Below are 15,429 nucleotides of genomic sequence, written 5' to 3' on the forward strand. Positions count from 1 at the left end.
AGTTTCGTGACAGATGACCTGGCACTCTATCCATTCCCCAATGACGAATCCGCCGGCCGCCTCCGCGCGTCGCCTCCCCCGTAGCCCATGCTGCGCCGATGGCCGCGGCGCAGCCCTCACAGCCGCGGGTCCACCGGCTCGCTCTCGAGCGCGAGCACGCCGAAGACGCACTCGTGGACGCGGCGCAGCGGCTCGCGGCGGACGAAGCGCTCCAGCGCCTCGACACCGAGGGCGAACTCGCGCAGGGCCAGCGAGCGCTTCGCGTTCAGCCCGCGCGACCGCAGGCGTTCGAGGTTCTCCGGTGCGGTGTACTCCGGACCGTAGATGAGGCGCAAATACTCGCGGCCGCGGCACTTCACCGCCGGCTGGATCAGGCCGCGCCGGCCGCGGGCGATGAAGTCCAGCGGCTTGACCACCATGCCCTCGCCGCCGCGCGCGCTGAGCTCCTCCCACCAGCGGACCGCGGCGGTTTCGCTGTCGGGATTCGTCACGTCCACGACGCGGAACAGCGTGGGAAGGAGAAGGCCCTCCCCCGGAGCGCCGGTCCCCGGTCCGGCGCGTGGGGGCAGGCTTTCAGGGCCCGCCGGCCCGGAGGGCGGCGCTCCGCTCCCCGCCAGCCGCGCCAGCGTGGCCATGTGCCACTCGTGCGGCTGGTCCGTGTGGACCTTCCCCTCCGACGCGAGCAGGTGGAACGGCGCGAGCCGGAGGTCGTCCACCGACCCCACCGGCCAGCAGTAGCGGCGGTACGCGGCCACGTACCCGGCGGCCATCGTGCGGCGGGCCTCGGTGCGGCCGCGCAGTTCGCCCACATCCAGGCCGCGGGCCTCCGCCTGCCGGAGCAGGTTCGCCGCCTCGCCCAGCATGGCCCCGGCCGACGCGCCGACGGGGGCGTACTGCTCCCGCAGCAGCGACTGCGCCTTGGCGGACCACGGCATCAGCTCGCAGTCGAGGCAGAGCCAGCCGGTGGCCAGCTCGTCCCAAAGCCCGGCGCGCGTCACGGCCTCGCGCACGCGGCCGAGGAAATCCGCCTCCAGCGCCGCATCGTCGAAGAACCGCCGCCCGGTGCGCGTATGGACGACCCCCGCGCCCTCGCCTGCGACGCCGAAGCCACGCCGGGCGGCGTCCTCGTCGCGGCAGACGATCACCACCGCGCGCGAGCCCATGTGCTTCTCCTCGCAGACCACGCGCGGCACGCCCTCCTGCCGGTAGTACGCGAAGGCCTCCGCCGGATGCTCGAGCAGGCCGGGAAGCCGGCTCGTGCCGCACGGCGACATCGTGGGGGGCAGATGGATCAGCCATTTCGGGTTCACCGCGAAGCGGCTCATCACCTCCAGCGCGGCGGTCGCGTTCTCCCCGCGGACGGTCACGCTGCCGTGCAGCCGCGTGCTCACGAGGCGCTTGCCCGTCACGTCCGCGAGGTCGAGCAGGTCGTCGTGCTGCTGCTGGGCGGAAAGGGCCGGGGCCTGCGTCTCGGGCGTGAGGAAGGGCTTCCGCGGCTCGGCATACGTCCGCCGCGCCGGTACGGACACCAGCTCCTTCTCCGGATACCGCAGCGCCGTCAGCCTCCCGCCGAAGACGCAGCCGGTATCAATGTTGATCGTCCGGTTCAGCCATTCCGGCTCCGGCACGGGCGTGTGGCCATAGACGACCATCGCCGCACCGCGGTACTCGGCGGCCCAGTCGTGGCGCACCGGCAGGCCGAACTCGTCCGTCTCGCCCGTGGTCTCGCCGTACAGCGCGAAGTCCCGCACCGCGCCCGAGCCGCGGCCGTGCATCGCCTCCTTCAGCCCCGCGTGCGCCACGACCAGCCGCCCGCCGTCGAGCACGTAGTGGCTCACGAGGTCGTCCAGAAACTTCGCCACGCGCCGGCGGAAGTCCTCGCTCTCGCCCGCGAGCTGCGCGAGCGACTCGGCGAGGCCGTGGGTGACCTGCACGTCGCGGCCCTGCAGCTTGCGCATGAGCTTCACGTCGTGGTTGCCCGGCACGCAGAGCGCCACGCCGTCCGCCACCGCCCGCATGACGAGTTTCAGCACCTGCGGCGTCTGCGGCCCGCGGTCCACGAGGTCGCCGAGGAAGACGAGCTTCCGGCCGGCGGGATGGGAGACGCGAAACGTATCGGGGAGCGCGGGCGTCGCGCCGGAGGCATCGTCGGTACCGGAGGAAGTTGAAGGCGCGACGCCTTCAACGGCACGCGGGACGCGTGCGCTCCCCATGTCCACCTCATACCCCAGCTTTCCCAGCAGCTCGACGAGCTCGTCGCAGCATCCATGCACGTCGCCGACGAGGTCGAAGGGGCCGTGCTCGTGCTTCAGGTTGTTCCAGAGCGGCTCGCGGACGATCTCCGCCGCCTCGATCTCCTCCAGGGACCGCAGGACGTGGACGCGCCGGAAGCCCTCGCGCGGCAGCCCGCGCAGCGAACGGTGGAGCTGCGCCGCCTGCTGCCGGATGACGTGCGGGCCGAAATCGCGGTCAGGCCGGGACCGGTTGCGCTCGTGCGCCACCCGCTCCGGCACGTCCAGCACGAGGGCCAACGGCAGGCAGTGGAACTCCCGTGCCAGCTCCACCAGCGGCCGGCGCGCCTCGGGCTGCACGTTGGTCGCATCCACCACCGTGAGCCGGCCGGCGGCCAGCCGTTTGCGGGCGATGAAGTGCAGCACGTCAAAGGCGTCCTTCGTGGCCGCCTGGCTGTTCTCTTCGTCGCTCACCAGCCCGCGGCAGAAGTCGGACGACAGGATCTCCGTGGGCTTGAAATGCCGCCGCGCAAACGTGCTTTTGCCCGCGCCGGACACGCCGACCAGCACGACGAGGGAGAGTTCGGGGAGGGTAAGTTTCATCCGGCGGCAACCCATCCGTTCGTCCGCACCCGTACCAGCAGGTCGTTCAGGGCCGCCCGCGTCGCCTCGCCCGGCAGCTCCGGCAACGAACTCGCCTCATGCGCCGCCTGCAGTTCGCCGCGCAGGCGCTGGTATTCCGCTTCATGAAAGGCCAGGTCCGCGTCGGCCAGAGTGGTGTTCTCGCCGCAGGTCTTGCGCTCCACCAGCCCGCCGCGGTGGGGCAGGCGGAACTCCTCGTTGAGCGTGACGAGGTTCATCTCCACCTCGCCCGTGCGCATCAGGTGGATGCCGGTGAGGAGCACGCGGTACACGCAGAGCAGCGGCTTCACCCGGCGCGGCGACTCCTTGAGGAACAGCTTCCACTGCGTCTCGGCGAACCCGAAGTAGTGGTGGGAATGGTGCCGCGTGATCAGGCCCGTGCGGCACGCCTCCTTCAGCTCCCCGTGCTCCGGCGTGGCGTGGACGATGAGCGGGGAGAAGAGCTGCTCCAGCACGTAGCCGTTCTTCTTGAGGAGCAGCCCGAAGAACTTCCGCACGTCATGCGAGACGATGTCCATCTCCAGCCCCCCGATCACCCGGCTGTCCTCCACCGTCTCGTCGCGTACTTCCAGCCCGACGACCCGCTCCAACGGCAGCACATGCGCCCCGCGCAGATCGAAGTCCGAGTCCGGCGACGGAATCCCGTAGAGATGCGCCCCGCTGATCGTGGCGAAGAGCAACGGATGCGGCTGCGGCGCGACGATGCGGTGGAGGCGGGGGTCAATCATGGTCGGCTTGTGCCATCTGGCGCGGTGCTTCGAAGTCGCGGTGGAGTTCCTGACGCCAAGCGTCCGCTTCGGGCCACCGCATTTCGCCGTTTTCCGGCTTCATCGCACATCCTCCTCCGCTGCCCGGCAGGGCGACGCCTCCTCACAAAGCGCCACGGCTTCCCTCCCCGACGGAGGCGGGCGAACGGCCAGGGTGCGTTCCCGCAGGGCATCCAGCATGGCGAGCCTCTCCGCAATCGGCCGGGTGGCGAGGCGTTGGCGGAACTCGCGCTTGCCCGCGAGGATTCTGGCGAAGGCAGAGGTCATGGCGCGTCTTTCAGGAACTGGTCCTCAAAGCGGCGCCACGCCGTCTGCAGGCCATGCCGGGCGAGGATGTCGTGGAAGCGGCCGGCGTCGAGCACGCCGGCCTCAAGGAACTGGAGCAGGCGGGCCTTGTCCTTGGCGCGGCCGGTCTGGAGCGCGATGGCGGCGAGGTGCTCGGCGGAGAACACGCGGGCGGGCATCCCGGCCACATCGCGCTCGACCGCCTGTGACATAGCCTCCTCCAGCAGCGGGCCGGAGGCGGGCAGGAATTGCACGGGCCAGCCGGCGACGACGATGTATTCGCCCTCCATCGTCGCGCCCCGGGCCTTGAGGTAGTCGAAGATCGGCTGCGGGCTCGTGAGGCGGCGCCCTGGTTCCGGCCGGAACTCGACGAAGACATCCACGTCGAGCGTGGCGACGGGTTCGAGATAGAAGGTCGCACCCACCGCGCCGCCGATGGCGTAGCGTTCGATCACGCCGTCGGCCGGCAGCCGGCTGATCGTTGCGATGGTGTCCTTGATGTTCACAGGATCGGAAGCTCTGCGGTCATCCTGTCAGCCGGAGCGGCTGAATCAATGCCTGCCGAGCACCGCCGGGCCTTGATCAGGAAACCATTCGCAGCCTCGTAGCCCGGGCGCTCGGGGAGCCTGGTCTCGGCGAGGGCGCGCTCGAAGTCGCGGTGGAGCTGCTGGCGCCACGCTGAGAAATTTTTGCAGCTCCCAGTAGCAGCTTTGCTCCGCGTTGTCCTCAAACTGCTCCGGCGCGCCAAAAAGCGACCATTGCAGGTCGGCGGGCGCGAGGCAGATGCCGCGCCGGTCGGTGTCGGAGTCGTCGGTGTCCAGGCCGTAGGCCCGCGAGCCGACGACGCAGCGGTAAATGATGACCTCCTCCAGCTCAAAGCCCGCCGGCGCCTCCGGACCCGGCAGCCTGTCCTTGAAGTGCCTGAGCACGTCGAGCTGGTCACGGGTGAGCGGCGTTTCAAAACCGTCGGGGAACCGGACGAGGAAATGCTTCTCCGCCCCGCCCGCCGGTGTGCGCGTGATGACGCCAACCGCACCGCGCGGATGCACGAGCGAGTTGTTGGTCCCACGCACCTCGACGAGCGCGACGACCTGCGTACCGGCGGAGAGGTTGTGCGGCTGATGGGACATGGCTAGGCGGACCTATCAAACACCCCCATTTGCGTCGGCGCGCCGATGGCCGCGTCCTCCGGGCCGACGGGCAGGAAGCGCACGGCGTAGCCGAAGCGGGCGGAGACGCCCTCCGCCCAGGCCCGGAACTCCGCACGCGTCCACTCGAAGCGGTGGTCGCGGTGGCGGAAGCGGCCGGCGGGGAGGCTCTCCCACTTCACGTTGTACTCCCGGTTCGGCGTGGTGAGCACCACGGTGCCGGGCCGGGCGAACTCGAAGAGCACGCGCTCGAACGCGGCCAGCCGCGGCGGGTCGAGGTGCTCGACCACCTCGACCACGGCCGCGGCGTCGAAACCGGCGAGGCGCGCGTCGCGGTACATGAGCGAGCCGTGGAGCAGCTTCAGGCGCTCCTTCTGCGGGGCGGGCAGGCGGTCGTACCGGAGCTTGTCCGCGGCCATTTCCAGGGCGCGGTGGGAGACCTCGAGGCCGAGGATGCGGGTGAACTGCCGTTCCCGGAGCAGCAGGCGCAGCAGCCGTCCCTCGCCGCAGCCGAGGTCTAGCACGGAGGCCGCGCCGCCCGCCTTGAGCACGGCGAGCACGGCGCCGAGGCGCTGCTCGTGGAGCGGCGGGGTCTCGGGCCTAGCGTCCGGGGTCCCGGGAGATGGGGCTTCGCCGTCGGTGCCGGTGCCGGGCGGGGATCCTTCCCTCACGGCATGGGACCGGTTTCCAACCGGTACGCCATCCGCCTCGCAGCCGGGTGAGGACACAGGCGGTTGCATCGGCTCATGCAGCTGAGGCTCCACTTCCGCAGGGCGGTCAGTGGGCAGGTTGCCAACCTGTCCCACGCGGGCCTCCAGCGCAGCCTCCTCGGCGTCGCGCGCCGCGGCGGCCTCGTCCGGGGCGGTGTCGCCTTCGCCGAGCTGCTCCAGGGCGTCGTCCACGAGGCCGCGGCGGTGCTTGAGGTAGCGGCGGGCGATGAGGTCGCGCGCGGGATGCGCGGCCAGCCAGCCTTCGCCGTGGCGGAGGAGCTTGGCCACCTCGTCGTCGCCGACCCAGTAGTGCTTGTCGTTGTCGAGCACGGGCACGAGCACGTAGAGGTGGCTCAGGAGCCGGTGCAGCGGCAGCGTGGCGGCGAGCGTGACGCGGTGCAGCGCGCCCTCGCCCCACTCCGGAAACTGCGCGTCCAGCGGCAGGCGCGCGGCGGCGATCTGGTAGCCGAGCGGCTCGAAGAGACGGCGCAGGAACTCCTCGCCGCTGCGGACCGGCACGGCGGGCAGGGTGGCCTCCAGCGGCAGGGGCTGGTCCGCGAGTTCCGGACGCTCCTTGCACGCGCCGGAGAGCGCGGTGCCGAACACCTCCGCCAGCGCGACGCCCAGGAAGGACGACGCGGCGTAGGGCCGGTCGTTCACGTACTGGTCGAGCAGGCCGCCCTCGCCGGCCGGCCCGCGGCGGTTGCGGACGAGGCCCACGGGGTCCACCTCGACCAGCAGCGCGGCGGTGCAGCGGTCTTCCGCCGCCTCGGGGTAGAAGACGTGCGCGCGGCCGAACGTCAGGGAGAAGGATTGCGCCCGCGCCGGGTTCTTGCGCAACAAGTAGCCAAGGTCCGTGGCGGGCCGGTGCGTGGTGGTGAGCGTGAGGAGCACTGGGAAAGCCTGCCACAAGCGCCGCATCGCGTCAGCCGCGCCGTGGTCCAAGCCTGGAGGCTGGCCTCACAAAGTGAAAAGGGTTGCCCGGCGGCCGCGGGCGGCCCGGTGTTTCCGGCGTGTCGTGCTCACGCCTGGCCGGGCAACGCCGGCTGCGGCCGCAGTCGGTGAATGCCGCGAGGCTATTGATAAGAGCTTTTCTTTCACAGACAGGCTGCATCGCCCGCCCGCGAAACGCCAACTCAGCCGTTCTCTGCCCCATTTTCTGAGGGATGGCTGTGGATTTGCTTCCAGTGGCACGTACCCGCGCCCACTCCACTCCACCGCATGGCGGCCTCGGAATGGCAACTGGCATTTCTGGAGTCGCAGAGGGGGGCGCCATAGGTGAACTGAATCGGCCGTGCGCACCTTTTGCGGAAGCGAGTCGTGTGAAGATGTATCCGAATGACTGGCAGGTCCGCCCGGCCACCGGGGTGGTTTCTGCCATCGGTATTGCCGCCGCGTTGGTCGTGGTCGGCTTCGATCGTCATTGCGATAATCGTCGGGAACGTGCTCGAACTCCTGGAGGCGATGCCGTGGGTCCATCGTGTCGGCGTTCATCGCAAGGTTGCCGTCTGGGAGCGGGGCATGCTAAGCAGCAGCGATGTTTTCTACGTTGTCGGGTGGCTTCGCGAGGGTGCTGACCATTCTGGCCGTGTCCTGGGCCGTGTCCTGCGGGAGGGTGGACGCTGCGGAGGCCCCGGGTGCGTCCGGCTGGTCGGCCGAATTTGTCAGCCCGGTGTTTGGCGGAGAGATTTTCCCCGCCGTGGCCACCGCGGTTGCGGTGACGGCCGACGGCGCGTACGTCGGCGGGAGCTTCAATCGCATTGGCGCCGTTTTGGCGGGCGCCGGCAGCCTCGCGGCCAACGGCATTGCCCGCTGGGATGGACGGGTATGGCATGCGCTGGGCAGCGGTCTGGAGAACTTCCTCAACCCGCTGTTTGACGGCACGGTCCATGCCATCGCTGTGGACGGCACGGACGTGTACGTCGGCGGCACGTTCACCACCGCGGGCGGGGAGCCGGCAAGCCGGATTGCCCGATGGGACGGCACGCGTTGGTGGCCCCTCGGGCCGGGGCTCAATGGAGCGGTGCAGTCCATCACGATCCACGGGGGGCAGGTCTATGTCGGGGGCAGCTTCAGTGCGGCCGGGGATGTGCCCCTTCTGGGCATTGGTCGTTGGGACGGAGCGGGCTGGTCACCGATCGGCAGCGGACTTGCGGCCAATTTCAGGATCCGGGCCATTGCCGTCCATGACGGCCGCATCTACGCGGGCGGCAACTTTTTCGTGATCCAGGCGGGGGGCACCTTGATCCGGTCCATCGCCGAATGGGACGGCGAGCAATGGTCCCCGGTCGGCTCGGGCGTGAACATGGAGGTCAACGCGCTCGCCGTGTACGGCGGCAACCTGATGGCTGCCGGTAACTTCACCACGGCCGGGAATGTTCCGGCGAATCTGATCGCCCGCTGGGATGGGGCCGCGTGGTCGCCGCTGGGCTCCGGACTGGGCGGCGGGTTGTTCCCGGCGGCAAACACTCTCGTGGTGCACGAAGGAGCACTGGTGGCCGGGGGAACCTTCACCACTGCGGGCGAGGTTCCGGTGACCGGGCTGGCGCGATGGAACGGCACCGACTGGGGCGCCTACGCCGACCCCCTGAACACCTCCATCGGCGTGGTGGGCACGGTGGCGGCGCTGGCGGCCGGCTCGGCGGGAGTCTATGCGGTCGGCAATTTTTCCGAGGCCGGAAGTTCCACGGTTCCCGGCCTCGCGCTCTGGGATGGCGGGCAATGGTCGGCGATGGGCAGCGGCGTCGCGGGGTCTGTGCAGGCGGCGGTGTCCACTCCCGAGGGGACGTACGTGGGTGGACAGTTTCCGACCGCTGGCGGCGTGCGGGTGAACAGTATCACCGTACGGCGCGGCGGGGCGTGGCATCCGCTGGGTGGCGGCGTGCAGGCCCTTGGCCAGCCGGGATTGATCCGGGCCATCGCCACGCATGGATCGCAGGTCTATGTGGGTGGCAGCTTCAGCGTGGCCGGTGGCGTTGCGACGACGAACGTGGCCCGTTGGGATGGCGCCACCTGGTCCGCGCTGGGAGGTGGACTGTTCGGCGGCCCTGGAGCCGGGGTCCTGTCGCTTGCCGTGGCGCCCAACGGCGACCTCGTGGCCGGCGGCGCATTCAATCAGGCCGGGGGCCAGGCCGTCCGCAACATCGCCCGCTGGAATGGATCGGAATGGTCCGCCCTTGGGGAAGGGCTCGTCGCCCCCGGTGGCGGCACTGTCCAGGCCCTTGCGTTCCTGGGCGATGCGCTCTTCGCAGGAGGGGCCTTCAACCAGCCCGTGCCGTTCCTGGCGCGGTGGGATGGCGCCGCCTGGACGACTCCCGGGGGCGCACCGGACGCCACCGTTCTCGGCCTGAGCGTTCATGATGGCCGGTTGTATGCCGGGGGGTACTTTCAGCGGATTGGAGGGTTGACCGTCAATCGGATCGCGTCCTGGGACGGCACCATGTGGGCGCCGCTGGCGTCGGGTGTGGGCACCGACTCGATGCAGGAGTATGTCGCCGTGGTGAACGCGTCCGCCGCGGGGGTGTTTGCGGGCGGTGTATTCACCAATGCCGGTCCGGTCGCCACACGGCGCATCGCCCGGTTCGATGGCACGGAGTGGTCGCCGCTCGGCAGCGGGATCACGGCGGGACCGATTGGGACGGATCCCTTCGTGTACGGGCTCGCGGTGGAGGATGGGGCGCTGCAGGTGGGCGGGGCGTTTGCCGAGGCCGGAGGTCTTCCCGCGTCGAGTTACTCGACCTGGCGGTTTGCCGTGACGCCGACGGCGCCGTCCTTGTCGGTGACCCTGTCTCCATCGGGCCTGCTGGTGCTCGCGTGGAACGCCACTGCCGGCTCCCGGTATCAACTCATGGCGACGGGGGCCCTTGGGGAGGCCTTTGCGCCCCTTGGGGAACCGCGGACCGCCACCGGCCCGGTCCTTGAGGCGACGGTCCCGGTCGCGGAGGTGTCCGGCCAATGGTACCGGGTGGACCTGCTTCCCTGAGCGGGGGTGCTTCTTCTTGAACCGAACCGGGTGCGGACCCAGGCTGAAAACCGGAGTGCGTGCCCGACATGATTGAATCCCTGCTGCTCACCACCGCCCGGGTTTCGACCTTTTACGGGAACGCCCTGCTGACCGGCGCAAGCGGGTTCTTCTTCGAACGGAACAAGCGGCGGTTTCTGGTGACGGGCCGGCACGTCCTCTGTGACGAGGCGAGCGGCCACTTCCCAAGCCGCATTGAAATCGAACTGCACAATGACCCGAAGAACCTCACGCGCTCGATCGGACTTTCGGTGCCGCTGTATCGGGATGGACGGAGCCTTTGGCGGCAGGGGAGGGATTCGGGGGGCGAGATTGATGTGGCGGTGATCGAGTTGGAGCGGGCCGCGATGCCCAAGGACGCGGCGCTCCACTGCTTCACGCCGGCACATCTTCAGGGTGCCCTGGAGGAGGTGGAGGTGGGCAGTTCCCTGCTGATTGTCGGCTTTCCCCTGGGGTTCCATGACGCCCTCCACCATCTGCCTGTCGCACGTCACGCCGCGATCGCCTCCTCCTTCGGATTGCGCTTCCAGGGAAAGGGTTACTTCCTGACGGACGCCCGGACCCACCGCGGCACCAGCGGCGCTCCGGTGGTGCTGCGCAGCCCGGAAACCGGGCCGGCGTTGCCGTGGAAGCTGCTCGGCGTGCATTCGGCCCGTATGGACATGGGGGGGCGCGATCTGGTGCAGGATGAATCGCTCGGGCTGAACTGTGCCTGGTATGCGGACATCCTGATGACGCTGACGCATTGAGCCGCAATCCACTTGCGTCCGGTTCCTCGCGGCGGAGAACGTGGGGAGGTGTCGCGCGTCCGAGCCAACATTCCCGACGATCCCCGTGTCCGGTCCGGTGACCTCACCGGACTGGTCCTGATCGGGCTGGCCGTGGCGCTTGGTCTGGCGCTGTTCACCTACGACCACGGGGACCTGGCCTCGAATGCGTCGCCGCCCAATGCGCTGATCCAAAATGCCCTCGGACGGGTTGGCGCCGCCGTGGCGGACTGGCTGATTTTTGGACTCGGGGCCTCCTCGTACCTGATTCCCGTCCTGATGATCGGTTTTGGCTGCGCCAGCTTTGTTCCGGCGCTGAGCTATCTGCGACGCACCTGGCGGGCTCCGGTCGCCGCGATCGGCCTGCTGGTTTCCTGCGCCGGCATGCTGGATCTGTTCAGCAGCGACCTGCCCCCGATGGGCACCCGCGGCAGCGCCCCGAGCGCTGGCGGGCTGCTGGGATCCCAGCTCAACTCGGTATTGGTGGTCTATTTTCTGAACCGGACCGGGGCCAAGTTGGTATACGCCACGATCTACGTCGTGAGCCTGATCCTGCTGACCGACTTCATGCTGGTGAACCTGGTGAAGCGGCTGTTCGTCCGGGTGCCGAGAAACGAGGCGGAACGACTGGCCGCGGAGCAGGCGGCCATTGAGAAGGAGGCGAAGCGGCTGGCCCGCCAGGCGCGACGCCTCGAGGAGATTGCAGATGGCGAGCCCGGGTCCGGGGCGCCCCCCGGTGCCGGAGCGTCAGCCGAAGGCGGTCCCAGCGGCCTGGGACCCGATCTGATGCCGGTTCCGGAGCCGCGGTTTCAGGACAACAGTGTGTCCGTGCTTCCCGGGGCCGCCTCGGTGGCAGCCACCGAGGGCACGCGGATCAGTGCGGCGGAGGTGGCCCGGACCCTTCCCGGCTCCGACGCGTCGGCGGGCGTCCCGACGGATGCCGCAACGCCTGGCAGCCCGCCGGTATCGGAAGGTCCGGCGGCGGACGGGGAGGGGGCTTCGGACGACACGCCGCCGGTGCCGCTGCCCGTGACGGCACCCCGGGGCCGTCTCCAGCCGCGGCGCAACAAGCCGATCACGGTGGCCACCACGCCGCTGATCGGGGACTACCGGCTGCCATCCCTGGATCTGCTGCACCTGCCGGACCACACGATCCGCCCGACCGAAACCAAGGCGGAGCTGATGGCGAACTCGCGTCTCATGGTGCAGACGCTGGCCCAGTTTGGCATCGAGGTGGCGCCCGGCGACATCACCCGGGGCCCGACCATCACCCGGTACGAGCTGCATCCGGCCCCCGGGGTGAAGCTCGAAAAAATTGTGGGCCTGACCAACAACATCACGGCGGCGCTCAAGGCGGAGCGCATCCACATCCTGGCCCCCGTCCCCGGCAAATCCTCGGTGGGCATCGAGGTCCCGAACTCGGTGAAGACCAAGGTCATCATGCGGGACCTGCTGGAATCGCCGGAGTGGCAGGGCAGCCGCGCGCGCATTCCGCTGGCACTGGGCAAGGATGTGTACGGCCAGCCGGTGATCGCCGATCTGGCGGACATGCCGCATGTGCTGATCGCCGGCAGCACCGGCTCCGGGAAATCGGTCTGCATCAACACCATCATCGCATCGCTGCTCTACCGGTTCGGCCCCGACCAGCTTCGTTTCGTGATGATTGATCCCAAGGTGGTGGAGTTGCAGCAGTACAACGCCCTGCCGCATCTGGTGGTGCCCGTCGTCACCGATCCCAAGAAGGTCATCCTCGCGCTTCGCTGGGTGGTCAACGAGATGGAGAAGCGCTACCAGATCTTTGCCAAGGTGGGCGTGCGCAACATCAAGGCCTTCAACGAACGCCCCCGCAACGTCTCACCGCCCGAAAAGCAGCCCGAACTGCCGCTGCTGCAGAAACGGGAGAAGATCGAGCCGGGATCCGATGGCTTCGCTGTCGAGGTGGACGAGCAGATCGTCGTGCCGCGCGACGAGGACATCGTGATCCCCGAAAAGCTGAGCTACATTGTGGTGATCATTGACGAGTTGGCGGACCTGATGCTGGTGGCGCCGGCGGATGTCGAGATGGCCATTGCGCGCATCACCCAGATGGCGCGCGCGGCGGGCATTCATTGCATCGTCGCCACCCAGCGGCCGTCCGTGGACGTCATCACCGGGGTCATCAAGGCCAACATCCCCGCCCGGATCGCCTTCCAGGTCGCGGCCAAGGTGGATTCGCGGACGATTCTGGACCAGATGGGCGCCGACAAGCTGCTGGGCAAGGGCGACATGCTGTACCTGCCACCCGGGAGCGGACGCCTGCTCCGCTGCCAGGGGGCGTTGATCACCGATCAGGAGATCGAGAAGGTCGTCGCGCACATTGCCGCCCAGGGCAAACCGAGCTACGACGCCGAGATCCACCAGGCGTTGCAGAAAGCGCAGGGCAGCATGGGTTCGATGTCGCTGGATCCTGATGCCGATGACGGCACGAGCGACGAGGACGAGGCCATGCTGGCACGGGCGATGGATGTGATTCGCAGCGAGCGGAAGGCCAGCACCTCCCTGCTCCAACGACGTCTCAAAATCGGCTACGGGCGCGCCGCGCGCCTCCTGGATATTCTCGAAGACCGTGGTGTTGTGGGTCCCAGCAAGGGCGCGGAACCGCGGGACGTCCTGCTGGACCTGGATGGGCAGGGCTACGACGGTGGCGGTCAAAGCATGGTCTAACATCAGGGCCGGTTGCGAACCGGCAGTCCGGGGCAGGGGGCTCTTTTGATCCGCGGCCCCGAGTGCCTGCCGTTCTTTGTCCGCTCTCGATCCTCACGCTCAACATGAAACCTGTTGCCAGGCCGGTCTGGATGGTTGGCGTCGCCGTGGCGCTGACCCTGGGCGTGCTTTGGGCCGTGGTGTCGGGTTCCCCGGCACCGCGCCACGATGGGCGCACGGTCGGCGCGTGGTTGGAGCGGCTGGATCCGCTGCCGTCCAGGGCGGCGGACCGTGACGAAGCCGTTGCCGCGCTGGAGGCGCTTGGGGCTCGGGCGGTTCCCGGCCTGAGGGCGATTCTCAGGGTCCGTGGCTACGGATGGTTTCATCGCACCGAGGAACTGCTGGTGCGGTGCCGCATTCTCCCGGCTCCGGCGTTGTCGCTTTCCGAACGGAAGGCCAGGGCGGCCCAGGCCGCCTGGATGCTCGCAGAGAAGCAAGGCGTGGACATCAGCCCGCTGGTGCCTGCCCTCCGGCATGCGATGGTGCACACGCGTCCGCTGGCTGCGCATTTCGGCCGGGCGCTGGTCCGAAGCGGTCCCGACGGGGTGGCGGTGTTGATCCAGCTGCTTGGCGCCAGCGATCCGCGGGTTCGGGATCACGCCGGCTGGGCGCTGGCGCTGGACGAGGCGTCCCTACGGCAACCGGGTGCCCATGAGGCCCTGCTGGCCGCGATCCCCGGGGAGACGGATCCACGGGTTGCGGCCAACTGGGTGCTCTATCTCTCGAAGTTCCGCGGCGTGGGCGATGGACCGCGTCAAGTGGCCCTGGGACTCCGCTTCCTGGAAAGCACGAACGTGATGGATCGGTGGGCGGGCGCTGAACTGCTTGGGGCGCATGCCGGGGTGCCGGAAGCCCGCAGCGCCCTCGAGGCGTTGGCAGCCGACCCCGAACTGAAGGTTCGCAGCGCGGCGACCCGGGGTCTCGCCGGGATCGCCCCCGGCCGTCCTTGAGCGGTGTGTGGACTCCCTCCCGGCGCCGGTGCCTCTACAGGGGTTCCTGCTGGCTGATGCAGTGGAAGGATCCCAGGCCCCAGATCAAGTCCGAGGAGTCGAGTCCGATCACCTCCCGGTCGGGGAAGCACGACTGCAGGACGGCCACGGCATCGGCATCCCTGGGATCGCGAAACGTCGGCACCACCACGAGCCCGTTGGCGATGTAGAAGTTGGCGTAACTCGCCGGCAGTCGCTGGTCGTCCAGCTCGATCCGGCGCGGCATGGGCAGCTCCACAATCCGGAGCGGGACGCCGTCCTGGTCCGTCATCCCGGCAAGCCGGCGCCGGTTTTCCCGCAGCGGCGCGAAGTTCTCATCCGCCGGATCCGGCTCGACCACCGTCACCACGGTGCCCGGAGCGACAAACCGGGCGAGGTCATCCACATGCCCGTCGGTGTCGTCGCCGGCGATGCCGTCGCCCAGCCACAGGATCTTCGAGACATTGAGGTAGTCGCGGAGCTTCTCCTCAATCCGGGCGCGGTTGAGCAGGGGATTGCGGTTTTCATGGAGCAGACAGGACTCGGTGGTGAGCACGGCGCCGCGGCCGTTGACGTCCAACGCGCCGCCTTCCATCACGATTCCCGGTTCGAACAGCGGCAGGCCTCGCAGGTGCGCCACGTGCCTCGGGATGGCGTCGTCGAGGTCGTGGGGCGGGTATTTGTTTCCCCAGGCGTTGTACCCCCAGTCCACCACCGCCCGGTCCCGGATCCCGCCGCGGTCGCGAACCACAAACATCGGTCCATGATCCCGGCACCACGGCTCGTAGGCGCGGAAGGGATGCAGATGCACACGATCCATCGGGACATGATGCCGTCGGAGCACGCGGCGGATCTCCTCCCCAAGGTCCTCGTTCCACACGTTCAGGTGCACCGGTTCATGACGGGTGAGGTGGAAGATGAACCGGGCGTACACGTCGGGGATCGGCTCGTAACGCCCCGGGAAGCTGATGCCGTCGGGTCGCGGCCACGTCAGCCACGTGGCCGCATGCGGTTCCCATTCGGCGGGCATCCGGTATCCCAGTTCCCTGGGTGTCTGTGCACTGCTCATGCGCCCAGCCAGTCAATCGGAGCCGGAAGCGGGTGACCAGCCGAAGTCCTTGGGTGGAGTGTGCGGGTTGCCCTCGACT

The 15,429-nt window shown here is 69.0% G+C and carries 10 protein-coding genes and 1 pseudogene; 4 read left to right on the forward strand and 7 right to left on the reverse strand.

Annotated elements, in window-relative coordinates; translation table 11 throughout:
* Positions 1-116 precede the first annotated feature (116 nt).
* The 6 genes and pseudogenes from KF791_15415 to KF791_15440 form a co-directional block, all read right to left on the reverse strand.
* On the reverse strand, positions 117-2,834 hold the full coding sequence (locus KF791_15415; GenBank protein ID MBX3733964.1) for a polynucleotide kinase-phosphatase: 2,718 nt from the start codon (positions 2,832-2,834) through the stop codon (positions 117-119).
* Positions 2,831-3,601, reverse strand: a complete 771-nt coding sequence (locus tag KF791_15420; protein ID MBX3733965.1) for a nucleotidyltransferase domain-containing protein — start codon at positions 3,599-3,601, stop codon at positions 2,831-2,833. Before KF791_15420 ends, KF791_15415 begins: the two co-directional genes overlap by 4 nt.
* A gap of 99 nt (positions 3,602-3,700) precedes the next feature.
* Complete coding sequence (locus KF791_15425) at positions 3,701-3,907, reverse strand: hypothetical protein (protein ID MBX3733966.1); 207 nt, start codon at positions 3,905-3,907, stop codon at positions 3,701-3,703.
* A complete protein-coding gene (locus KF791_15430; GenBank protein ID MBX3733967.1) occupies positions 3,904-4,431 on the reverse strand; it encodes a hypothetical protein in 528 nt (175 codons plus the stop codon). The genes KF791_15425 and KF791_15430 overlap by 4 nt, the downstream gene beginning before the upstream one ends.
* A pseudogene (locus KF791_15435) lies at positions 4,428-5,055 on the reverse strand (nucleotidyltransferase domain-containing protein). Before KF791_15435 ends, KF791_15430 begins: the two are co-directional and overlap by 4 nt.
* Positions 5,056-5,057: 2 nt before the next feature.
* Positions 5,058-6,704 carry a 3' terminal RNA ribose 2'-O-methyltransferase Hen1 gene (locus tag KF791_15440; GenBank protein MBX3733968.1) on the reverse strand — a complete coding sequence of 549 codons (1,647 nt, stop codon included), beginning with the start codon at positions 6,702-6,704 and terminating at the stop codon, positions 5,058-5,060.
* A gap of 616 nt (positions 6,705-7,320) precedes the next feature.
* Here KF791_15440 and KF791_15445 point away from each other — a divergent pair.
* The 4 genes from KF791_15445 to KF791_15460 all read left to right on the forward strand — a co-directional run bounded on the left by KF791_15445 (position 7,321) and on the right by KF791_15460 (position 14,263).
* Entirely contained in the window at positions 7,321-9,765 is a 2,445-nt protein-coding gene (locus tag KF791_15445) for a hypothetical protein (protein ID MBX3733969.1), read from the forward strand.
* Positions 9,766-9,833: 68 nt separating this feature from the next.
* Positions 9,834-10,553, forward strand: a complete 720-nt coding sequence (locus tag KF791_15450) for a trypsin-like peptidase domain-containing protein (GenBank protein MBX3733970.1) — start codon at positions 9,834-9,836, stop codon at positions 10,551-10,553.
* A 48-nt stretch (positions 10,554-10,601) separates the two neighbouring features.
* Positions 10,602-13,274 carry a DNA translocase FtsK gene (locus KF791_15455; GenBank protein MBX3733971.1) on the forward strand — a complete coding sequence of 891 codons (2,673 nt, stop codon included), beginning with the start codon at positions 10,602-10,604 and terminating at the stop codon, positions 13,272-13,274.
* Positions 13,275-13,378: 104 nt separating this feature from the next.
* Positions 13,379-14,263 (forward strand): hypothetical protein, encoded by an 885-nt coding sequence (locus KF791_15460; GenBank protein MBX3733972.1) that lies wholly within the window; start codon positions 13,379-13,381, stop codon positions 14,261-14,263.
* A gap of 34 nt (positions 14,264-14,297) precedes the next feature.
* Here the strand turns inward: KF791_15460 and KF791_15465 are convergent, their stop codons facing one another.
* Positions 14,298-15,350, reverse strand: coding sequence for an agmatine deiminase family protein (locus KF791_15465; protein MBX3733973.1), 1,053 nt, complete (start codon positions 15,348-15,350; stop codon positions 14,298-14,300).
* Positions 15,351-15,429: the final 79 nt, after the last annotated feature.

This window comes from Verrucomicrobiia bacterium, assembly GCA_019634635.1.
In the GTDB taxonomy this organism is placed as follows: Bacteria; Verrucomicrobiota; Verrucomicrobiia; order Limisphaerales; family UBA9464; genus UBA9464.